The sequence below is a fragment of the Burkholderia metallica genome (genome assembly GCF_902832845.1).
Lineage (GTDB): Bacteria > Pseudomonadota > Gammaproteobacteria > Burkholderiales > Burkholderiaceae > Burkholderia > Burkholderia metallica.
This window is the reverse complement of sequence record NZ_CADFDB010000013.1, coordinates 22,575-43,407: the sequence shown is the minus strand read 5'-3', so window position 1 is coordinate 43,407 and position 20,833 is coordinate 22,575. Positions and strand designations below refer to the sequence as shown.

Annotated in this window: 17 protein-coding genes; 11 read left to right on the top strand and 6 right to left on the bottom strand. The window is 67.0% G+C overall.

Translation table 11 applies throughout. The features are described 5' to 3' along the window. Positions 1-2: 2 nt before the first annotated feature. The 6 genes from HWX08_RS28975 to HWX08_RS28950 all read right to left on the bottom strand — a co-directional run bounded on the left by HWX08_RS28975 (position 3) and on the right by HWX08_RS28950 (position 8,421). Entirely contained in the window at positions 3-260 is a 258-nt protein-coding gene (locus HWX08_RS28975; RefSeq protein ID WP_069258293.1) for a hypothetical protein, read from the bottom strand. Continuing rightward, positions 257-946: a response regulator gene (locus HWX08_RS28970; protein ID WP_174920814.1), complete on the bottom strand. Its 690-nt coding sequence runs from the start codon at positions 944-946 to the stop codon at positions 257-259. The genes HWX08_RS28975 and HWX08_RS28970 overlap by 4 nt, the downstream gene beginning before the upstream one ends. A gap of 113 nt (positions 947-1,059) precedes the next feature. Further along, on the bottom strand, positions 1,060-2,502 hold the full coding sequence (locus HWX08_RS28965) for an efflux transporter outer membrane subunit (RefSeq protein ID WP_174920815.1): 1,443 nt from the start codon (positions 2,500-2,502) through the stop codon (positions 1,060-1,062). A 4-nt stretch (positions 2,503-2,506) separates the two neighbouring features. Then, positions 2,507-5,650 (bottom strand): efflux RND transporter permease subunit, encoded by a 3,144-nt coding sequence (locus HWX08_RS28960; RefSeq protein ID WP_174920816.1) that lies wholly within the window; start codon positions 5,648-5,650, stop codon positions 2,507-2,509. Between the two features lie 20 nt (positions 5,651-5,670). Further along, positions 5,671-6,828: an efflux RND transporter periplasmic adaptor subunit gene (locus HWX08_RS28955; RefSeq protein ID WP_069258296.1), complete on the bottom strand. Its 1,158-nt coding sequence runs from the start codon at positions 6,826-6,828 to the stop codon at positions 5,671-5,673. A gap of 453 nt (positions 6,829-7,281) precedes the next feature. Next, entirely contained in the window at positions 7,282-8,421 is a 1,140-nt protein-coding gene (locus tag HWX08_RS28950; protein WP_174920854.1) for an ATP-binding protein, read from the bottom strand. A 662-nt stretch (positions 8,422-9,083) separates the two neighbouring features. Here HWX08_RS28950 and HWX08_RS28945 point away from each other — a divergent pair. The 11 genes from HWX08_RS28945 to HWX08_RS28895 all read left to right on the top strand — a co-directional run bounded on the left by HWX08_RS28945 (position 9,084) and on the right by HWX08_RS28895 (position 20,767). Further along, entirely contained in the window at positions 9,084-9,779 is a 696-nt protein-coding gene (locus tag HWX08_RS28945; protein ID WP_244122793.1) for a hypothetical protein, read from the top strand. A 67-nt stretch (positions 9,780-9,846) separates the two neighbouring features. Further along, positions 9,847-10,467 carry a TetR/AcrR family transcriptional regulator gene (locus HWX08_RS28940; protein WP_208454966.1) on the top strand — a complete coding sequence of 207 codons (621 nt, stop codon included), beginning with the start codon at positions 9,847-9,849 and terminating at the stop codon, positions 10,465-10,467. A gap of 62 nt (positions 10,468-10,529) precedes the next feature. Then, entirely contained in the window at positions 10,530-12,008 is a 1,479-nt protein-coding gene (locus HWX08_RS28935) for a flavin monoamine oxidase family protein (protein WP_174920818.1), read from the top strand. After that, positions 12,009-12,896, top strand: coding sequence for a c-type cytochrome (locus tag HWX08_RS28930; RefSeq protein ID WP_174920819.1), 888 nt, complete (start codon positions 12,009-12,011; stop codon positions 12,894-12,896). A gap of 263 nt (positions 12,897-13,159) precedes the next feature. Then, the gene (locus tag HWX08_RS28925) at positions 13,160-13,831 is read left to right on the top strand and encodes a TetR/AcrR family transcriptional regulator (protein ID WP_174920820.1); all 672 of its coding nucleotides are present in this window, start codon (positions 13,160-13,162) and stop codon (positions 13,829-13,831) included. A gap of 708 nt (positions 13,832-14,539) precedes the next feature. Further along, positions 14,540-16,027, top strand: a complete 1,488-nt coding sequence (locus HWX08_RS28920; protein ID WP_174920821.1) for a flavin monoamine oxidase family protein — start codon at positions 14,540-14,542, stop codon at positions 16,025-16,027. A gap of 10 nt (positions 16,028-16,037) precedes the next feature. Further along, positions 16,038-16,694, top strand: a complete 657-nt coding sequence (locus HWX08_RS28915) for a c-type cytochrome (protein ID WP_174920822.1) — start codon at positions 16,038-16,040, stop codon at positions 16,692-16,694. A 34-nt stretch (positions 16,695-16,728) separates the two neighbouring features. Next, positions 16,729-17,418 (top strand): hypothetical protein, encoded by a 690-nt coding sequence (locus HWX08_RS28910; RefSeq protein ID WP_107311039.1) that lies wholly within the window; start codon positions 16,729-16,731, stop codon positions 17,416-17,418. Positions 17,419-17,861: 443 nt separating this feature from the next. After that, a complete protein-coding gene (locus tag HWX08_RS28905) occupies positions 17,862-18,695 on the top strand; it encodes a phytanoyl-CoA dioxygenase family protein (protein ID WP_174920823.1) in 834 nt (277 codons plus the stop codon). Positions 18,696-18,713: 18 nt separating this feature from the next. After that, positions 18,714-19,127 carry a RidA family protein gene (locus HWX08_RS28900; protein ID WP_174920824.1) on the top strand — a complete coding sequence of 138 codons (414 nt, stop codon included), beginning with the start codon at positions 18,714-18,716 and terminating at the stop codon, positions 19,125-19,127. A gap of 275 nt (positions 19,128-19,402) precedes the next feature. Beyond that, positions 19,403-20,767, top strand: a complete 1,365-nt coding sequence (locus HWX08_RS28895; RefSeq protein WP_174920825.1) for a DUF1329 domain-containing protein — start codon at positions 19,403-19,405, stop codon at positions 20,765-20,767. The last annotated feature ends 66 nt before the right edge of the window (positions 20,768-20,833 follow it).

The following is a 20,833-nucleotide window of genomic DNA, read 5'->3' as shown; positions in this document are numbered from 1 at the left end:
GGTCAGTCCGTTCGGCGCGCCAGCCTGACGAGGTCGACGATCGTGGCGACCAGCGCGGCGAACAGCACGGCCGCGAGTATCAGATCGCTCGGCGTCTGCCGTATCACGACCGCGAGCGGGTGGTCGATCGCCGCGGACAGAACGGCGACGATCAGGCCGTAGACGACGAACCATCCGGACGCGATCGCCAGCACGACGGCGACCGTCAGGAGGCCGGCGATCCGCGCGGCGCGCCACCGCGTTCCGTGACGCGCGTTCACTGCGCGCTGCGCAACCGGTAGCCGACGCCGCGCATCACTTCCGGCGTCCCGGATGCGCCCGCGCATTCGAGCTTCTTGCGCAACCGGCTGATGTGGCTGTCGACGGTGCGCTCCAGCGCATCCACATCGGCGAGGCATGCGTCGATCAGTTCGCTGCGCGTGAACACGCGGTTCGGCGAGCCGGCCAGGTGCGCGAGCAGCCGGAATTCGGTCAGCGTCAGCATGACGCTGGTTTCGCCGGTGTCCGTGCGGATCGTGGTCAGGTAGCTTTGCGTGTCGATTTCGAGGTTGCCGACCTTGATGAAGCGTCCCGACGCGGCTGCTTCGATGCGGCGCAGGATCGCGCGGATGCGTGCGACCACCTCGGCCGGATTGAACGGCTTCGTGATGTAGTCGTCCGCGCCGAAGCGCAGCCCCTGCAGGCGATCGATCTCGCGATCGAGCGCGGTGATGATGACAATCGGTGTGTCGCAGCGGCGGCGCAGGTCGACCAGGACTTCCCAGCCGTCCTTCTGCGGCATCCTGACGTCGAGCAGGATCAGGTCGGGTTTCAGCACGGGCTGCACGTCGAGCACGGCCTGGCCGTGACCGACGCGATAGGTGCGAAAGCCGTCGTGAGCGAGGTACGCGTCGAGGATCTCGGCGATCTCCGGATCGTCTTCGGCAATGAGTATCAGAGGGTTCATCGGGTTCACTGAAAGTGAGCGTGACCGGTCGGCGGGCCGGCGGCGCGGCACGTGCGCCGCCGGACTTCACCGTGCTTTCAGTCGTCGCGAACGGATCGGCGACGGCTCATGGCTCAGTTGTTCGCCACGCTGTTGGCGGGAGGCACGTCGGTGTCGGTCAGGCCGCCACCGAGCGCCTTGTAGAGCGCGACCGCGTTGTCGAGTTCGGCGGTGCGCAGATCCAGCAACGCCTGACGCGCGGCGTACAGCTGCCGCTGCGAGTCGAGCAGTTCGAGCCGGTCCTCGATGCCGGCGCGATAGCGCAGGTTCACGAGATCGGTCCGGCGCTCGGCGCTCTTGACGACCTTCGTCTGCGCATCGATCTGGCGGCTGAAGGTCTCGCGCCCGGCGAGGCCGTCGGCCACTTCGCGGAACGCGGTCTGGATCGAGCGTTCGTACTCGACGACCGCGCTGGACTTGCGCACTTCCGCGAGATTCAGCTCGGAACGCAGCCGGCCGCCCTGGAAAATCGGCAGCGTGACCTGCGGCGCGAAGCTCCACACGCGCTGGCCGCCGTCGAACAGGCTGCCGAGCCCCGGGCTGAGGAAGCCGATCGACGACGTCAGCGACAGGCGCGGGAAGAACGCCGCGCGCGCCGCGCCGATGTCGGCGTTGGCGGCGACGAGATTCTGTTCCGCTTGCTGGATGTCCGGCCGGCGGTACAGCAACTCCGACGGCAGCCCGGCCGGCAGGCGGGTCATCACCGGCTGCCGTTCCAGCGACAGCGGGTCGGGCAGGTTCTTCGGCAGGTCGGTGCCGACCAGCAGCCGCAGCGCGTTGTTCGCCTGCTCGACGGCGCGCGCACGCGCTTCGAGATCGGCGCTGGCGCTCGCGACCTGGCCTTCTGCCTGCGCGATGTCCACGCCGCTGGCCTGATCCGCGAGCTTGAGCCGGCGCGCGAGGTCGAGCGACTGGCGCCAGTCGTTCAGCGTGTGCTCGGACAGCGCGCGCTGTTCCTGCGCGAGCCGCTCGGCGAAATACGCGTTGGCCACCGAGCCGACGAGCGCGATCTGCACCGCACGGCGGCCGTGATCGGTCGCGAGGTAGCGCGCGAACGCGGCATCGGACAGCGACTTCACGCGGCCGAACAGGTCGATCTCGAACGCGCTGACGCCGACGTTCACGCCGTACTGGTTCTGCGTGTTTTCCAGCAGCGGCGGGTTCGACTGCGAATCGGCCGCCGTGCGCTGGCGCGTGAAGCTCGCGCCGGCGCCGATCGACGGCAGGCGCGCGGAACGCTGGATGCCGTACTGCGCTTCGGCGGCCTGCACGTTCAGCGCGGCCAGGCGCAGGTCGCGGTTGTTCTCGAGCGCGAGCTCGATCAGGCGCTGCAGGCGACGGTCGCCGAACATCGTGCGCCAGCCGAGATCGGCCGCGTTCGCGTGCTGGTCGGCCGCGACAGCGGTCGTATAGGCGGTCGGCACCGGCATCTCGGGCCTGACCAGCTTCGGCGCCATCGAGCACGCCGACAGCGCGAGGGCGGCGGAAGCCGCGGCGGAAAGAATGAGTAATCGCATGGCATCAACCTTCATGTTCGTGGGTCACGGCGGCGGGCTTCTTGCCGGATGCGCGCCATGCCGAGAGGCGTTCCTGGATGCTCATCACGAACACGTAGAAAACCGGAACGAAGAAAATGGCCAGCACGGTGGCGGTCACCATCCCGCCGAACACGCCGGTGCCGATCGCGTGCTGCGTTTCGGCGCTCGCGCCGGTCGCGATCATCAGCGGCACGACGCCGAGGCCGAACGCGAGCGAGGTCATCAGGATCGGGCGCAGACGCAGCTTCGATGCCTGCACGGCCGACTCGATCAGCCCCATGCCTTCCTCGCGCAACTGCTTCGCGACTTCCACGATCAGGATCGCGTTCTTCGCCGACAGGCCGATCACGGTGATCATCCCCACCTTGAAGAACACGTCGTTCGGCAGCCCGCGGAGCATCACCGCGGCGAGCGCGCCGATCAGGCCGAGCGGCACCACCAGCATCACCGACAGCGGCACCGCCCAGCTCTCGTAGAGCGCCGCGAGCACCAGGAACACGACGACCATCGACAGCGCCATCAGCATCGGCGCCTGCGACGCCGACTCGCGCTCCTGCAGCGACTGGCCGGTCCACGCGACCGTGAAGCCCGGCGGCAACTGCGCGGCCAGCCGCTCCATCTCGGCCATCGCCGCGCCGCTGGAGTAGCCGGGCGCCGAGCCGCCGGAGATCCGCGCGGACGGATAACCCTGGAAGCGCACCAGTTGCAGCGGGGTTTCCGACCACACCGGACGCACCACTTCGGACAGCGGCACCATGCCGCCGGTCGCGTTGCGCACGTAGAGCTTCATCACGTTCTCGATCTGCATGCGCGCCGGCGCATCGGCCTGGATGATCACCTGCTGCATGCGACCCGCGTTCGGGAAGTCGTTCACGTAGGTCGAGCCCATCGCGGCCGACAGCGTGTCGCTGATGGTCGTGAACGACACGCCGAGCGCTTCGGCCTTGTCGCGGTCGATGTCCAGCTTCACGCTCGTGCCGGGCGGCAGGCTGTCCGGATAGACGCCGGTCACCACCTTGCTTTGCGCGGCCAGTTCGAGCAGCCGGGTTTCAGCCGCCTTGAGCGCCGCGTAGCCCTGGTTCGCGCGATCCTGCAGGCGCATCGTGAAGCCCGAGCTGGTGCCCAGCCCGTCGATCGCGGGCGGCAGCAGGCTCATGACCGTGCCTTCCGTCACGCCGCCCATCGCGGCTTGCGCGCGCATCGCTTCGTCCATCGCGTTTGCGTCGCCGCGCTTGTCCCAGTCCTTGAGCACCGCGTAGTTCAGTGCCGCGTTGGAGCCGAGGCCGGAGAAGCCGTAGCCGATGATCGAGATGCTCGATTCGATGCCCGGACGCGACGCGAGATGCTTCTCGAGCGTCTTGACCACGTCGCCCGTGCGCTCGACGGTCGCATCCGCCGGCAGCAGGAAGCCTGTCATGAAGTAGCCCTGATCCTCTTCGGGCAGGAACGACGACGGCAGCATGCGGAAGCCGAACACCAGCGCGGTGGCGATCGCGACGAACAGCAGCATCACGCGGCCCGTGCGGCCGACCAGCCGGCCGACGCGCGTTTCGTACCAGTTCGTCAGGCGCTCGAAGCGGCGGTTGAACCAGCCGAAGAAGCCGCGCTTCTCGTGATGGCCATGCTCGACCGGCTTGAGCATCGTCGCGCACAGGGCCGGCGTGAGCGTCAGCGCGAGCAGCGCCGAGAACATGATCGACACGGCCATCGACATCGTGAACTGCTGATAGATCACGCCGACCGAGCCGCTCGACATCGCCATCGGCAGGAACACGGCCGTCAGCACCAGCGTGATCCCGATGATCGCGCCGGTGATTTCCTTCATGGCCTTGATCGTCGCGTCCTTCGGCGACAGGCCTTCCTCCACCATCAGGCGTTCGACGTTCTCCACGACGACGATCGCATCGTCGACGATGATGCCGATCGCGAGCACCATGCCGAACATCGTCAGCACGTTGATCGAGAAGCCCGTCATCAGCATGACCGTGAAGGTGCCGAGCATCGCCACCGGCGCGACGATCGCCGGAATCAGCGTGTAGCGCACGTTCTGCAGGAACAGGTACATCACCAGGAACACGAGCACCATCGCTTCGATCAGCGTGTGAATCACCTTCTCGATCGAGATCTTCACGAACGGCGCGGTATCGAACGGGATCGAGTAGGTCATGCCGGCCGGCATGGTCTTCGCGATCATGTCGAGCTGTTCGCGCACGGCCTCGGCGGTCTTCACCGCGTTGGCGCCCGGCGCGAGCTGCACGCCGGCGAAGGTGGCCGGTTTGCCGTTCTCGCTGTTGACGAACGTAAACGACTGCGGGCCGAGTTCGACCCGCGCGACATCGCCGAGCACGACCTTCGAGCCGTTCGCGTTCGCGCGCAGCACGATCTTCGCGAACTGCTCAGGCGACGTGAGCTGGCCCTGCGCAGTGAGCGGCACCGTCACGCGCTGGCCCGGCAGCGCGGGCGCCGCGCCGAGGCTGCCCGGCGCGATCTGCACGTTCTGCTGGCTGACGGCCGTCGTCAGGTCGTTCATCGACAGGCCGTAGGTGATCAGCTTCTGCGGGTCGACCCAGATGCGCATCGCCTGTTCGGAGCCGAACAGCTGCACCTTGCCGACGCCCTCGACCCGTCGCAGGTCCTCGACGACGTTGCGCGCCATGTAGTCGGCCAGCGCGTTTTCGTCGTAGCGGCCGCTGTCCGACTTCAGGCCGACGAACAACAGGAAGCCGGTGGACGCGGACTCGACGATCACGCCGTTCTGACGCACGACGGGCGGCAGGCGCGGCTCGACCGACTTGAGCTTGTTCTGCACGTCGACCTGTGCCATCGCCGAATCGGTGCCGGGCTTGAAGGTCGCGGTGATCTTCGCCTGGCCGGACGTATCCGATGCCGATTCGAAGTACAGCAGGTTCCGCACGCCGGACAGCTCGCGCTCGATCAGGCTCAGCACGCTGTCGTTCATCGTCTGCGGCGTGGCGCCCGGGTAGGTGGCGGTAATGGTGACGGTCGGCGGCGCGACCGACGGATAGCGCGCAACCGGCAGTTCGGGGATGGCGATCAGGCCCAGCAGAATGATGAAGAGGGCGATCACCCACGCGAAGACCGGGCGCCGGATGAAGAATTGGGACATGACTGGAGGCTCCCCGTGACTCAGTGCGAGGAAGCGGTCTTGACCGCTTCAGGCGCCTTCCAGGCGGTCGCCGTCACGGTCGCGCCGTCGCTCAGGCGCTCCATGCCTTCGACGACGACCTTCTGGCCGGCCTGCAGCCCGGACTTGATGCGGTAGCTGCGGTTCGTCAGCTCGCCCAGTTCGACGGCCTTCAGGTGCGCCTGGCTCTTCGCGTCGAGCACCCACACCTGCGGCTTGCCGCCTGCGCGGACGATCGCCTGCTGTGGCACGGTCAGCGCGTTGTCGAAGTGTCCGCGCGGGATGCGGGCACGCACGTACATCCCCGGCAGCAGCTCGCGCTTAGGGTTGTCGACCAGCACGCGCAGCAGCACGTCGCCGGTGCCCGGATCGACGTTGACGCCCGAGAACAGCATGCGGCCCTTCACGTCGTAGCGCGAATCGTCGTCGCGCAGCACGTCGACCGGCAGCCCGTTGCCCGCCGTGTCCGGCTGCGCCGCGAGCGCGCCGCGCAGCGATTCGAGCGACGCGGCCGGCTGGCGCACGTCCACGTAGACCTGGTCGATCTGCTGGATGCGCGCCATCGGCTGGCTGTCGCTGCTCGCGACCAGCGCACCTTCGGTCACGAGGGCCTGGTCGATGCGGCCCGTGATCGGCGCTTCGACGGTCGCGAACTTCAGGTCGAGCTGGCGTCGGGCGAGCGTCGCGCGCGCCTGCGCGACGTCGGCGGCGGCCTGGTCGCGTTGCGACACCGAATCGTCGTAGACCTGGCGGCTGATCGCGTCGGCCTCGACCAACGGCTTCAGTCGCGTGGTCTGCACCTTCGCGCGTTCGAGCGCGGCTTGCGCGCGTTGCAGGGATGCGGCGGCGGTGTCCATGTCGGCCTTGAACGGCGCCGGGTTGATCTGGAACAGCGGCTGGCCGGCACGCACTTCCGTGCCCTGTTCGAACAGCCGTCGCTGCACGATGCCGCTGACCTGCGGCCGGATCTCGGCGATCCGGACGGCCGCGACGCGGCCCGGCAGGTCTTCGGTCAGGTCGAGGGGGGCGCCGGCCAGCGTCATCGCCGCAACCGGGGTGGCCGGCGCGGCGGCCTGCTGTTCGGAGGGCCCGCAGCCCGCCAGCATCGCCGCCACCAGCGCGCACACGGCGCTGTAGCAGCCTCGTTTCTGAATCTTCATGTGGACTCCTTGGGACGCAGGCACCCGACGGCCCGCATTTTCGGATCGCAGTGTGCGTGCGGCCGATGGAGTTTTTTGTGCGGAAAGATGGAGGTTCGATGGAGGGAGCGAAAGATTCGCGGGCGGGGGATGCGGGGGCGGGTGGGGGCGAAGAAGGCGGGGTGCCGGCGCGGGCGGGGCGGCTGGAGCGGACTAGGTGGCCGGGCTGGCCAGGTGGCGGCGGGAAGCGGGGCGGGCAGCGCCGGCATCCTCGGGCCGTCGTAATCATCTGATCAAATAAGTGGCGGCGGCCGGGCATGTTGCGGGCATCGTCGACCCCGTATGCCGGGTGGCGTGACGGCGCCGCATGCGTGGACGCGGCAGGCGCGCGCCTCGTTCAGCGATGGCGGGCGTCTGCGCGAGGCGGCGCGGCGTCAGGCCGGCGCACGCGCGCCCCGGTCGCGCGCCGGTGCGTCAGCGTGGATCGGAATCGACGCGGCGCGGCGCGGCGGCCGGCGCGTCCTTCCGGTTCGGTGTCGCGATGCGCGGCGATGCGGGGTTGTCGGGCCAGCGCAATTCGAACGCCGTGCCGCCGCGCGCGGTCGGGCGGCACGAGGCGTCGCCGCCGTGCGCCTGCGCGATGGCCGCGACCACGGCCAGCCCCAGGCCGCTGCCGCCCTTCTGGCTGGAATGCGTATCGTCCACGCGCCGGAATGCATCGAAAATATGCGCCGCGCAATCGGCCGGAATGCCCGGCCCCTCGTCTTCGACCAGCAGGCGGCACGCACCGTTTTCGACGCGCGTGTGGATGCGGATCGCGCCGGGTACCGCATAGCGCCGCGCATTTTCCAGCAGCGCGAGCAGCGCCTGGCGCATCCGGAACGGGTCGCAGTGCACGGGCCGCGTATCGAGTTCGAGCACCATGTGTTGCCCGGCCGCGGCCAGCGACGCGTCGAACATCTCGACGACCGCCTTCACGTGCGCGGCCAGGTCGGTCTCCTGGATGCTGACGCTCAGGTGCCCGCTTTCGGCGAGGCTGATCACGCGGAGATCCTCGATCAGCCGCGTCAGTCCCTCCGCCTGCGTCAACAGGCTGCGGAACAGCGTCTCGCCCGGCTGGAAGACGCCTTCCGCCAGCCCCTGCAAGCGCCCGCGCAGGACCGTGATCGGCGTACGCAGCTCATGCGCGATCGCGGCATTCCAGAACGCCTGTTCGTCCGTCATGCGCTGCAACTGGGCGGCGAGCGCATTGAAGTCGTCCGCGATCAGCGCGGCTTCGCGAATCGATCGATCGCCGGCGACGGCACGCGCGGTCAGGTCGCCCGTCGCGACGCGGCGAATGCTGTCCGCGACCGAGTTGAGCGGCACCAGAATGCGATGCGCGAGCCGCGTCGACATGACGATCGCGAATACCAGGCCGATCAGGAGCGTGACGCCCAGCCATAGCAATTCGGTGCTCGACGGAATCCAGCTCACCTGATTGCAGATGTCGCTCCAGTGATGGAGCAGCGAGTAGTAGAACGCGTAGGTCATCAGCACGACGATCAACATGATGCCGAGCGCCAGCTCCGCCATCGACACCGCGATCTTGCGGCCCAGCCCGCCGAGCTTCATTTCGTGCTCCGGAACATGGCGTTGCATCGGTTCATCGCGAGAAGGTCGTGCGGTGCGATTGCCGTGGCGTCAGGGGCGTGGTGTGAACGGTTTGGCGAGGGCGTGTACCGGGCGGGGGCGGCCGAAGCGACGCGAAAGGGCGGGGTGTGCGCCTGAGTGTCGGTGGTTTCGGCTGGCGGTGTGCTTGAGACGGAGTGTCGCCCGAGACCGGAACAGGCCGCGTTCGTATCGACGGGATCGTGCCCGATCGACGCGGATAGCGGCCGAACAGCTCGACTCGCGCGGGACGGGATGGGTTTTTCGTTCATGGTGTCCGCTCCGGATACGGCTATTCACGCCATCGAACCGCAATATTAGCGCACGAAATCGCGCCGCCGGACGACATGACAGTGCGTGGTCGGCAGCGCAGCGTCTTCGATCGGCCGCGCGCGTTGCCGATGAGTCGAGCGATCCACGCACTTTCGAGGCAGGGGAATACCCTGCTTTTTTTCACGATCCGTTGTTATGTATCATGACCTACAGTAGTCAACGTTTTCTATTTCAGGAATATCCCGGCCGGCCTGATCGGACGGGGTTCGATGGACGGCGTGAGGTCGAGCTGGCGAACACGGACCCGGGAAAGCAATGCAGCATCGAACCGAAGCGGTACTGGAAGATTGATGATGGATTTCACGTCTCCTGACATCGGGTTGTCCGTCGCGCTGCTCGCCTGGGCGAGCGGCACCTATGGGCTGAAGTTCGTCCGCAAGCGCAATCCGTTGCTCGGCGTCGCCTGGTGGGTCGTCACGGCGTCGTCCGTCAATGCGCTGGTATTCATGGCGACGGGCTGGTCATGCGTATCCGGCGTCGCGCATTTCCTGGACACGTTCACGAGAGGGTTCGGCATCCCGGTGATCGCGGCGGCCGGGATGATGGCCGTCACGCACGAATACCGGCCGGCTCCCGAGCAGGTCGTCATGTTGTTCGGGATTGCCGTGGTGGGAACGATCGCGCTGACGACACTCGAATTCGTCGACGTCGTCCTGCCGTATTTCTATGTCGCGATGTGGGCGTCGCTGACGTTCTACCTGGTTTATGTCGTCGTGCGGCTGTGGCGTGCAGGGAAAGCGTTTCACGCGATCACGACGACGCTGGCGCTCGTGCTGTCGCTGATCGTCGCGTACGTCGACGACCTGTACGGGATGCCCGGCAATGCGTACGGCGCCGGATTCGGCTTTCCCGTGCTGGCGTTGCTGACGTGGTCGTACTTCTCGGTCGCGATCTATTACGCGTACTGCGCGCTCGAACGAAGCCGTCATGTCGAAAGGGGCGGGGCGACAAGCTTGCTCCGGTGGCATCGATTTACCTCGTTCGAATAGGAATCCTGACATGAATGAGGATGCGGACGTGTGTGCAACACCCGGCGCGGGTCGGTCGGAGCGTGCGGTGAAGTCGACGCCTTCGCGCGGAAAGAAAGCCGATGGCCAGACGCGGGAGCGCTTGCTGCAAGCTGCACGCACGATCTTCGCCGAACGAGGATATGCGGCGGCGAGCATCGAGCGCATCGCCGCTTCGGCGGGCTACACGCGCGGCGCGTTCTATTCGAATTTCCGCGACAAGACCGTCGTGCTGCTCGAACTGCTGAAGCGCGATCACGAAGCCGTCGAGCGTGAACTGGTGCGCATCGTCGAAGCGGGCAACGACCGCGAAGCGACCGAGCGGGCGATGCACGCGTACTTCAGGCAGCGCTATCGCCAGCCTGACGCGTGCGTGATGTGGATGGAAGCGGCGCTCCTGTCCGTGCACGACCGGCCGTTCCGCGCGCGATTCACTGCATTTCTGAACGAGCGGCGGGAACGGGCGGCCGAGCGTGCCTCCGCGCTTGCCGAGCGCGCCGACGTGCGGTTGCCGTTGCCGGTCGAGCTGCTGACACTCGGCCTGACGGGGCTGGGCGACGACGTGCTGCCCGACGGCGCGAGCGGACGATGGCACCTGACCGACGCATGGGTCGACGCGGCGGTGACGCGGGTGTTCGCGCTCAGCCCGTGCGGCGAGCAGACGGGATGACCACGCGCCATCGTGGCGTGACGGCGCAACGACACACTGACGAGGACGGAAGGAACATAGAAATGAATCGCAAACCCAGGCCGGATTCACAGACCCGGCGCAACCTGTTGCGCGTCGCGGCGGTGGGCGCTGCGTCGCTCGCGGCCGGCGAAGTGTCGCTCGCGCGAGCGGCCGACGCAGTCGCCGGAAGCGACGGCGTGCTCGACGTCGCGATTATCGGCGCGGGGCTCGCGGGGCTGACTGCCGCGCGCGACCTGAAGCGCGCCGGATGCGCATCGTTCGTCGTGCTCGAGGCGCGCGATCGCGTCGGCGGGCGCACCTACAACCACGACCTCGGCGGCGGGCGAATCTCCGAGGCCGGCGGCCAATGGTTCGGCCCCGGCCAGACGGCGATCGTCGATCTCGCCCGCGAGTTGCAGGTGGACACCTTCGATACCTACTACGCGGGCAACACCGTGTACCTTGCGGACGGTGCGCGGGTGGCCCAGGACACGCACGGCACGGTGGGCGGCAACCCCGCGATCGCGGCCCGGCTCAACGCGATGGCGAAGCACGTGCCGTCGGCGGCACCGTGGAAAGCGCCGAATGCGGCGGCGCTCGACCAACTGTCGCTGGGCGCGTGGCTCGCGCAGCAAGGGCTGACCAACGAGGAGAAATTCTCGTTCAGCCTGGCGGCCCGGTTGTCGCTCGGCACGGCGCCCGCGCAGCTGGGGCTACTGCACTACCTGGCGACGATCAACAGCGCGAATAGCGATTACGACCAGCTCGAGTCGATCAAGGGCGGTGCGCAGGAATCGCGTTTCGTCGGCGGATCGCAGGTGCTGAGCATCAGGATGGCGAACGAACTCGGCGAACGGGTGAAGCTGTCGTGCCCGGTGCGCAGGATTTCCGGCTGGAATCGCGACGTCGTCGAGCTGGCGACCGACCACGGCGTCGTGCGCGCGCGCCGTGTGATCGTCGCGTTGAATCCGGCGCTGTGCAACCAGATCGTGTTCGACCCGCCGCTGCCGGACGGGCGTACGCAGTTGCAACGCCGGTGGCCCGCGTATGCGCCGATGCGCAAGACGGTGCACGTCTACGACCGGCCGTTCTGGCGGGACGACGGCTGCAACGGGCAGATCATCCCGGTCGACAGTCCGCTGCTGTGGGCCTACGACAATTCGCCGCCGGACGGCTCGCTCGGCGTGATCAACGGTTTCATCGCACCGGGTGCGCTCGCGAGCGACGCGAAGGTGGCCGAGCAGACGCTTTCCGCGATTTACGCGCAGGCGCTCGGCGACAAGGCGCTGCGCCCGACGCAGTTCCACGATTACGACTGGGGCAAAGTGGACCCGTGGTCGCTCACCTGCATTCATCCGATTCCGCCCGGCTTCTGGACGAAGTGGGGCGAGTACCTGCACCCGCCCCTCGGGCGGCTGATCTGGTCCGGAACGGAGACGGCCGACCTCTGGGCCGGCGCGATGGATGGCGCGGTGCGCTCGGGGCATCGCGCCGCATTGCAGGTATTGGGTGCGCTCGCGCATCGGACGACGGAGGCTTGAGTGAAGCGAGCATGGATCATCGGTGTGGTCGTGGTGGCTGCGGTGTCGGCGGCGGGCGTGCTGTTCGGGCGCGATCTGTACGGCTATTACCGCTTCGGGAAAGCGCTGGATCGCGGAGTCGACGCGCTCAGGGCCGACGCCGGCCCGTGGCCTCAGCCGCAGGAGACGTGTTTCATCTGTCACGGCCCGCGCGGGCAGTCCGGCAACGGTCGCTATCCGGCGCTGTCCGGCCAGCCGGCGGCCTATATCGAGGCCCAGTTGCGCGCATTCGCCAGCGACCGCCGGCCGGACCCTTACATGGGGCCGCTTGCGCGCGGCATGGACGAGCAGCAGATGAAGCTGCTGGCCGCGTATTTCGCACGGCAGGCGCCGGCGCAGAACGAGAAGATCCGGGTCGACGCGGCGCTCGCGGCGCGCGGCACGGCGCTGGTGCAGGCCCGCAGTTGCGTCGCCTGTCATGGTGCGGGGCTGACGGGCAACGAACGCGCGCCGCGCCTCGCGGGGCAGGGCGAGGCCTATCTGGCGGACCAGCTCGTCGCGTTCCGCGCTGGCAGGCGGCATGACGAAACGGGGGCGATGAACGGGGTGGCCGCCGCGCTGTCGGACGAGGACATCCGGGCCGTCGCGCATTATCTGGCGAGCATCGCGCCCGCGCATGCCGCGGCCGCGACTGCCGACGCGGCGGAGCACGCGCTGCGTCTCGCGCATCACGACGAGGCGGATCTGGTGAAGCAGATCACGGCCATCAAGGCCGGGAATCGTGCCGATGCGGCCGATGCGACTGGTGGGATGCATGCGGCGGTTGCGAGGTTGTCCGGCGACGACATCCGTGCGGTGGCGTATTACCTGGCCAACGTGTCCTCGAGGCACGACGGCGGCGTCAGGTAATGTGCGTGGGCGCCGCGGCTGCGACGACGCGGGCGGCGCTCGCACTGCGGCGCAACTCGGCTCGGGGCGGGACGGCCGGGGCTGCCGCCGCACGCCATTCGCAGCTCATCCGGCGCGGCGAATGCCGGCCGTCGCGCTGGCCGCCCTGCGGCGGCGCCCCGGATGGAAATTGGTGTCGGCATCGGGTATAGTCGTTCGCGACCGGCGAAATGCCGGTCCTATCACATCAGGAGGGCGGAAACGCCCGGATCACGACGGAAGCGATGACAGTGCCTATTGAGCAATCGACCAGGAAACGGCGCACATCGAGTGCTGCACCCACCGGCGCACAGCCTGAAAGCCTGCGGGCCCAGGGCGTTCGGACGCGCAAACTCATCGTGCGCGTGGCGCGGAAACTTCTGCTCGAGGGCGGTGCGCTGGAGTTTTCCCAGCGCGCGGTCGCGCAGCGCGCCGGCATCAGCGTCAGCAACCTCCAGTACTACTTTCCGACCCGGCTCGCCGTGCTGCGCGCGGTCATGGAGCCCGAGATCGACGCATACCTGAGCGCGCTGAAGCGCGCGCTCGAAAGCGGCGCATCGCCGCGCGACACGCTCGATGCATTGCTCGGGATGGCGCTCGAGAATGCGAAGGACGTCAAGGGCACGGCCCTGTGGACCCACTTCATGTCGTTCGCGTCGATCGATCCCGAATGCGCGCGGCTGATCGACGAATGGTATGCGTCGCTGACGCAAGCCATCACCACGCTCGTCCGCTCCGTGAATCCGGGCCTCAAGGCGGCGGACGGCGAGCACGTGGCGATGCTGCTCGTCGCGATGGCCGACGGGCTGGCGCTCCAGTACACGATGGGGCGGCAGACGGAGGGGCTCGATGCGAGGTTCCTGGCGTCGGTGCACAGCCTGGTGGACGGCAAGGCGCCGGGCGGCAAGAGCCGGTAGCGGCCTGCCTGACCCCGTGACAACGAGACAGGGCCCGTGCCCTGTCTTTTTTTTGCAGACGCTGCACGCGATTCCGCGTCGTCCGGCGGTCTGGCGATGACGACGCGCAGGGCGGTCATTCAGCAGGCCCGCGACGTGTTGCCGGGCGTTCCGTGGAATGGCGCGAGCGGGCGCGATTCCGCCACGCGCTGATCGACCTCTTTTGTCGGGAAGCGTGCGCGGACTGGCTCAAGGACGGGGCGGCCTCGCCCTCGACGCGTACCGGATGGTCGAACGTCGTAATTAATTCGTCATCCATATCAATCAATTCCCCGATGGTCGCGCCGTGTCTGCGACTTCTCGCGTGAATTCGTGTCGCCAAGCATAACGAGCGCGCGTGCCGCACTGAAGTTTATTTTGTGAATCGCCCCGTATTCGTACGATGAATGCTTGCACCGAACCGCGTCGTGAGCCAGCGTGCGCGACGCTCCGAAGGCAGGGTTATCCCCTGTCTTTTTTTTATTTTGTTTATATGTATCATGACCTACGTTTGTCACATATTCCTACAAATGGATTGCAGGGTTCGTCGACTTTCCCGGCGCCGCAAGCGGGGCAGGGAAGGCGGCCGCATTCCAACCGGTTCGGAACGACGTGCCGAACGGGCCGCCTATCGTTCGTCATCCTGATGGACGGCTCCCGAGTGACTTTCATTGCAGTAGCCAACACACCATGCCAAAGAAGTCTTTCCCCAATGGAGCAGCCGATCAGCATCGGCGGCAGTGGCTCAAGTACGCGGGTGCGTCAGCCGCGGCCGTGGGCACGCTTGCGATCGGCGCACGACAGGCGAGCGCAGGCGAAGGCGGCACGTCCGGCAATCCGGGCGACGTGCTCGACGTGGTCATCATCGGCGCGGGGCTGGCGGGCCTGACGGCTGCGCGCGATCTGCGCCGGGCCGGTTGCGAATCGTTCGTGGTGCTCGAGGCGCGCGACCGTGTCGGCGGCCGGACCCTGAATTACGACGTGGGAGGCGGGTACGTCACCGAGGTCGGCGGGCAGTGGATCGGACCGGGCCAGACCGCCGTCGCCGATCTTGCCCGCGAGCTGGAGGTCGGCACGTTCCCGAGCTACTACGAAGGCAAGACGGTCATCCTGGGCGGCGAAGGCCGCGTGGCGGTCGACCTGAAAGGCACGTTCGGCACCGACGAAGCCATTGCGGCGAAACTCGGCACGATGTCGCGCGACGTGCCGTCGGGCGCGCCGTGGACGTCGCCGCGCGTCGCCGAACTGGACAGGCTGTCGGTGGCCGACTGGATGGTGAAGCAGGACATCAAGCCCGAGGACCGGATCGGCTGGGACGGCTCGTGCACGCTGTCCGGCGGCGTTCCGCCGGTCAGGATGGGACTGCTGCACTTCCTGTCGATGATCAATTCGGCGTCTTGCGACTACACGCAGCTCGATTCCATCAAGCACAGCGCGCAGGAAACGCGCTTCGTCGGCGGTTCGCAGATCCTCAGCACGAAGATGGCCGCGCAACTGGGCGACAAGGTGCACCTGTCGACCCCGGTGCGCCGGATCTCCAATTGGGATCGCGACGTCGTCACGGTGCATACCGATCGTGGAGACGTGCGTGCGCGCAGGGTCATCGTGGCCATCCACCCGGCCCTGTGCAACCAGGTGCAGTTCGAGCCGCCGCTGCCCGAGAAGCGGGCGTCGCTGCAGCGGGCGTGGCCCGCTCACTCGCCGGCGCGCAAGACCGCGATGGTCTATCGCCGTCCGTTCTGGCGCGAGAAGGGGCTCAACGGCCACATCTTCCAGGCGGGCGGCCCGGTCATCTGGGCGTACGACAACTCCCCGCCCGGCGGCGAGATCGGGATCGTCAATGCGTTCGTCCGGAACGCGCTGGTGCCGTCGGACCGGAAGGCGGCGCAACGCATGCTCACCGAAATCTATGCGCAGGCGTGGGGCGACGACGCGCTGTCGCCCGTGTCGTATCACGACCACGACTGGAGCCGCGTCGACCCGTGGACGATCACGTGCGTGTCCGCGATTCCGCCGGGCTTCTGGAGCGCGCATGGCGACGGGCTGCATGTGCCGTGCGGCAACCTGATCTGGTCGGGGACCGAAACCGCGAACATCTGGGCGGGCTACATGGACGGCGCCGTGCGCTCGGGCCACCAGGGCGCATTGCAGGCGCTGAACGGCCTGCGCCGCGCATAGGAGCGCCATCATGAAAAAACGCATTCTGCTCGCCCTTGCGGGGCTCGTCGCCGTGTTGCTCGTCGTCTTCGGGCCATCGCTGCTGGATATGTACCGCCTTCAGCAGTACGTCGCCGCGTCGGAAGATGCGTACCGCGCGGACGGCGGCCCGTGGCCGCACCAGACCGACACGTGCCTGGGCTGTCACGGTGTCAACGGCACGTCGCTCGAGCAGGGCTATCCGAGCCTCGCGGGGCAACCGGCGTCCTACATTGCGGCCCAGCTTCACGACTTCGCGAGCGGCAAGCGCGCGAACCCGAACATGGCGCCGCTCGCGATGAGCCTGAGCGCGACCGACATCAAGTCGCTGTCCGACTACTACGCGCGGCAGCCGGCCCGCCGCAACCGCTACTTCGAGGCCGATCCGCAACTCGCCGCGCACGGCAAGCAACTGGTCGAGAAGGCGGCGTGCGCCGCGTGTCACGGCGCGGGCCTGACGGGCCAGGCCCAGTTCCCGCGTCTGGCAGGCCAGGGGCACGACTACCTGCTGAAACAGATGGACGCGTTCGCCGCCGGCACGCGCACCGAAGCGACCGGCACGATGCAGCGCGTCACCGCTGCCTTGTCGCCGAAAGACCGCGAGGCCGTCGCTCAGTACCTGGCGAGCTTGAACCCGGAGAAGGAATGATGAACCGCATGCAACCGGAATGGAGTGTTTGATCATGGACAGCAGATCGCTCGTGCTTTGCCTTGCCAGCGGGTTGCTGGCGACCACCACCGCCATCTATGGGTGGAAGTTTCTCAAGAAGCGCAATTACCTGCTCGGGATCGAGTGGCTCGTCGTGACCGTTTCTTCGTCGAATGCGTTGATCTATTTCGCGACGCAGTACGAGACGTCGGGGCTCATCTCGCATTTTCTCGATGCGTTTTCGCGGGGCTTCGGGATGCCGATCGTCGCCGTCGCGGGCTTGATGGCCGTCACGCGCGGCTACAAGCCTTCGGGGTGGCAGGACGTCGCGCTGTTCGGGCTTTCCGTTGCCGGCACCGTCGTGCTCGTGTCCGGCATCTTCGCGAGGGAGCTGCCGTATTTCTACGTCGTGATGTGGGGATGGCTGACGATCTATCTTGCGGGGTTCGTCCGGAAATTGCTGGCGGCGGGCGAGCGGTTCCATGCGATGACGTCGGCCATCGCGGCGGTGACCTCGCTCGCGATCGCATGCATCTACGATTTCTATCCGATCCCGGGAGACGCACACAACGTCGTGCTCAATTTCTACGTGCTCGCGCTGGTGACGTGGTCGTACCTGACGGTCGTGCTCTATTACGGCTATTGCGCGCTGGAGCGCGCGGGTCAGGCGCGCGACGCGAGCCGGTTCCGTTCGACGCGGAACGGGGGGCGTCGCCTCGCGTAAGCGCGCGGGCATCGGCCTTGGCGTATCCCTGGATCGTCATGGGATGGTCTCGACATCGATCCACCGTCAACCTGAATGCATCGTTATCCGAATTTATTTTTTGGATCGACGGGCGGCGGGACGGCGCTGTCAATGACACGTCAAGGTCGTCAAGGTAATCGTCACATGAATGAGGCGCGCTTGCCCGTCGCCCGACCTTTCGTTTTGCCTGCCGCGCGGCTCGCCGGCGGCGTGCGGCGGCTCGCGGACGGCTTCGCATGGTCGGCCGGAAGAGCGGCTGTCGTCCCGTTTTGTCCACGCATTGCATCCGTATCGGGAATACCCTTTCTTTTTATTTTTCTCTAAATTTATCATTATTACCTAACATTGTTATTCCGATCTACTTTTGAAACCGTACGGAGCACCCGCGAGTAGCGCGGCGGCGCACCAACAGGAGGTGACAGATGGACGATGACAAGCGCAGGGCTTTCGCAGAGGACGGCGCGGTTCTGATCGAAGGTCTGCTGAACGACGAACAGCTGGCCCAATGCCGGCTCGCGTTCGACTGGGGGATCGAAAACCCGGGACCGATGGCGTCGAGCCTCCTCGACGGCACCGAATTCCGGTCGCACGTCGACAACGCGAATCCGTACGCGAAGGAGCGTCTCGACGCGCTGGTCGACACGCTGCCGCTCGGTCGACTGTTCGCCGACCTGTGGGGATCGAAGCACGTGTGGTACTTCGCCGAGGAACTGTTCCTGAAGCAAGGCGGCAAGGGCGCGCGCTCGCTGTGGCACCAGGACACCTCGTACCTGCCGTGGGCGGGGATGCACTTCGGCAACGCGTGGATCAGTTTCGAGGCTGTGCCCAAGCGCAACGCGCTGGAGATCGTCCGGGGTTCGCATCGTGGTGTGCGTCACGACGGCACCACGTTCCAGAACGTCGACGATCCCACCGAGCCGCTGCATGGCGGCGGCGTGTGGCCGCGGATGCCCGACATCGAAGCAGAGCGCCGCGCCGATCCGGGCAAGTACGACATCCTGTCGTGGGCCACGAAGCCCGGCGACGTGCTGCTGCTGCACCCCGGCGTGCTGCACGGCGGCGGCGTGGTCGATCCGGATTTCCCCGATCGCCACACGCTCGTGCTGCGCTTCTTCGGCGACGACGCCACCTTCAGCCCGTTGCCGGACAACAGCGTATCCGGCTTCACGCCGGCCGGCGTGCTGTTCGTGGACGAACTCGCGTCATTGAAGGCGGGCGACCCGTTTCGCGCGCCGTGTTTCCGTCAACTCGTCTGAATCCGGAGCATTTCCGTCATGGCAACAACCAGCAAGCGTCAAGCGATCATTCCACCCGGCTTCCAGGCGTGGTACGACACCTACCATTTCGCCCCGGCCACGCGGGTGGGCGACACGATCTGGGTCTCCGGCCAGGTCGGCATCGGCGCGGACATGCGTGCCGGCAACGGCGTGCAGGCGCAGGCGCGGATCGCGTTCGAATCGCTCAAGGCGATTCTCGTCGAGGCCGGTGCGAGTCTGGCCGACGTGGTCGAACTGACGACCTTTCATACGGATCTGCGCGCCGACGTGGAAGCGTTCGCGGCCGTGAAGGACGAATACTTCCCGGATCGCTATCCGTCGTGGACGGCGGTCGGGGTCACGCAGCTCGCGCTGCCCGAGCTGTGCGTCGAAGTGCGGGCGGTGGCGGTGGCCGGTTCCGGCGCGGCCTGAGCCGGCGGGCGGGCCGTCGACCCGGCCCGCGCGGCGGCTGCGACGAAAGGAAGGATTCGCAGCCTCCTCACCCGGCAGAAAGGTATTCGAATCATTTCGTATTACTTACAACATGGCGCGCAACGACGAACGGCAAGTCGAGCGCTTCGCGGCCGCGGAAGTCTCGCGGCGGCTGGACGGCAAGCGGCATGTTCGCCGCGAGCACGCGCAGTGACACGCCAGTCGCCCGCCGGCCGCGCACCCGGTGAATGAAAGCAGAGTCTCGGAAGGAGAGCATGATGAAGAAGCACACGATCGGAACCGTGTCCGCGATCGCGGCCGCGTTGTTGATGATGGCCGGCAGCGCGATGGCCGACGACCTCACCGCGGTGGGGGCCGAACGCGGCGCGAGCAAGGACGGGTCCATTCCCGCCTTTGCCGGCAGGCAGGAGCCGCAGTCGGGCTGGGAATACGGCAAGACCCGCGGCGATTTCTGGAAGCACCGGAGCGAGAAGCCGCTCTACTCGATCGATGCCGCGAACGTCGACAAGTACGCGAGCATGCTGTCGCCGGGCCAGATTGCGTTGATCAAGCAGCGCAAGGGCTACCGGATGGATGTCTATCCGGCGCACCGCGAGTGCCAGCTGCCGGAGTTCGCCGAGCAGAACACGAAGGCCAACCTCACGGCCGCGAAGCTCGCGTCGGACGGCGAGACGCTCGAGGCGGCCGTGTTGCCCGGCGTGCCGTTTCCGCAGCCGAAGACCGGCGCCGAGGCGATCCTGAACTACGAGAACCGCTACCGCGGCGTCGGCATCGAATGGCCGCTGGACGTCACCACCATCTCGCCGCGGCCGGGCGGCGGCGACTGGATCGACGGGATCGGCCCGCAGGTCTTCTACATCGCGTCGGGCAAGACGGGCAAGAGCGGGCCGAAGGACGTCGACCAGCTCAGCCTGGCCGCGTACTTCTCGGCCACGTCGCCGGCCGCGCTCGCCGGGCAGGCCTTCGTGCAGCGCCAGTATTTCAACAAGGATTCGGAAACCTACTACTACTTTCCGGGCCAGCGCCGCGTGAGGCGCATGCCGGCCTATACGCACGACGCACCGCTGATCGGTTTCGAGAACCAGTACCTGATCGACGAAGCCAACATGTTCAACGGCTCGATCGACCGCTTCAACTGGAAGCTGGTCGGCAAGCGCGACATGCTCGTTCCGTACAACGCGTTCGGCATGTACAAGTTCAAGAGCAAGCTGCACGACGTCGCGACACCGGACGGCATCGCGTCGGCGAACCGGCGCTACGAGATGCATCGCGTGTGGGTCGTCGAGGCGACGGTCAAGCCGAGTGCACGCCACGTCGCGTCGAAGAAGGTGTTCTATCTCGACGAGGACAGCTGGCTCGCGCTCGTCGGCGAAGACTACGACGCGCAGGGCAAGCTGTGGAAGGTGCGCGAGAGCTACCCGATTCCGGTCTGGGAACTCGGCGGCGCGTGCGACAACGAGCCGATGGCGCAATACGACCTGCTGAACGGGCGCTATCTGCTCGATTCGTCGACGATCGGCCAGGGCAAGGACATCCGCTGGTACCAGGAGATCAACGATCCGCGCTTCAAGTCCGATTTCTTCACGGCTGAATCGCTGAGATCGGTCAGCGAGCGCTGATTGCCGTAGTCATATAAAAAACAGGTCCGACGTGCGCGCGCGCCGTCGGCATCCGGTCTGGAGATG

Coding starts and splice junctions, on each gene's coding strand:
- HWX08_RS28900 (WP_174920824.1), top strand. CDS start 18,714: ATGGCAACAACCAGCAAGCGTCAAGCGATCATTCCACCCGGCTTCCAG.
- HWX08_RS28965 (WP_174920815.1), bottom strand. CDS start 2,502: ATGCGATTACTCATTCTTTCCGCCGCGGCTTCCGCCGCCCTCGCGCTG.
- HWX08_RS28935 (WP_174920818.1), top strand. CDS start 10,530: ATGAATCGCAAACCCAGGCCGGATTCACAGACCCGGCGCAACCTGTTG.
- HWX08_RS28925 (WP_174920820.1), top strand. CDS start 13,160: ATGACAGTGCCTATTGAGCAATCGACCAGGAAACGGCGCACATCGAGT.
- HWX08_RS28915 (WP_174920822.1), top strand. CDS start 16,038: ATGAAAAAACGCATTCTGCTCGCCCTTGCGGGGCTCGTCGCCGTGTTG.
- HWX08_RS28960 (WP_174920816.1), bottom strand. CDS start 5,650: ATGTCCCAATTCTTCATCCGGCGCCCGGTCTTCGCGTGGGTGATCGCC.
- HWX08_RS28920 (WP_174920821.1), top strand. CDS start 14,540: ATGCCAAAGAAGTCTTTCCCCAATGGAGCAGCCGATCAGCATCGGCGG.
- HWX08_RS28970 (WP_174920814.1), bottom strand. CDS start 946: ATGAACCCTCTGATACTCATTGCCGAAGACGATCCGGAGATCGCCGAG.
- HWX08_RS28950 (WP_174920854.1), bottom strand. CDS start 8,421: ATGAAGCTCGGCGGGCTGGGCCGCAAGATCGCGGTGTCGATGGCGGAG.
- HWX08_RS28895 (WP_174920825.1), top strand. CDS start 19,403: ATGATGAAGAAGCACACGATCGGAACCGTGTCCGCGATCGCGGCCGCG.
- HWX08_RS28910 (WP_107311039.1), top strand. CDS start 16,729: ATGGACAGCAGATCGCTCGTGCTTTGCCTTGCCAGCGGGTTGCTGGCG.
- HWX08_RS28945 (WP_244122793.1), top strand. CDS start 9,084: ATGGATTTCACGTCTCCTGACATCGGGTTGTCCGTCGCGCTGCTCGCC.
- HWX08_RS28955 (WP_069258296.1), bottom strand. CDS start 6,828: ATGAAGATTCAGAAACGAGGCTGCTACAGCGCCGTGTGCGCGCTGGTG.
- HWX08_RS28905 (WP_174920823.1), top strand. CDS start 17,862: ATGGACGATGACAAGCGCAGGGCTTTCGCAGAGGACGGCGCGGTTCTG.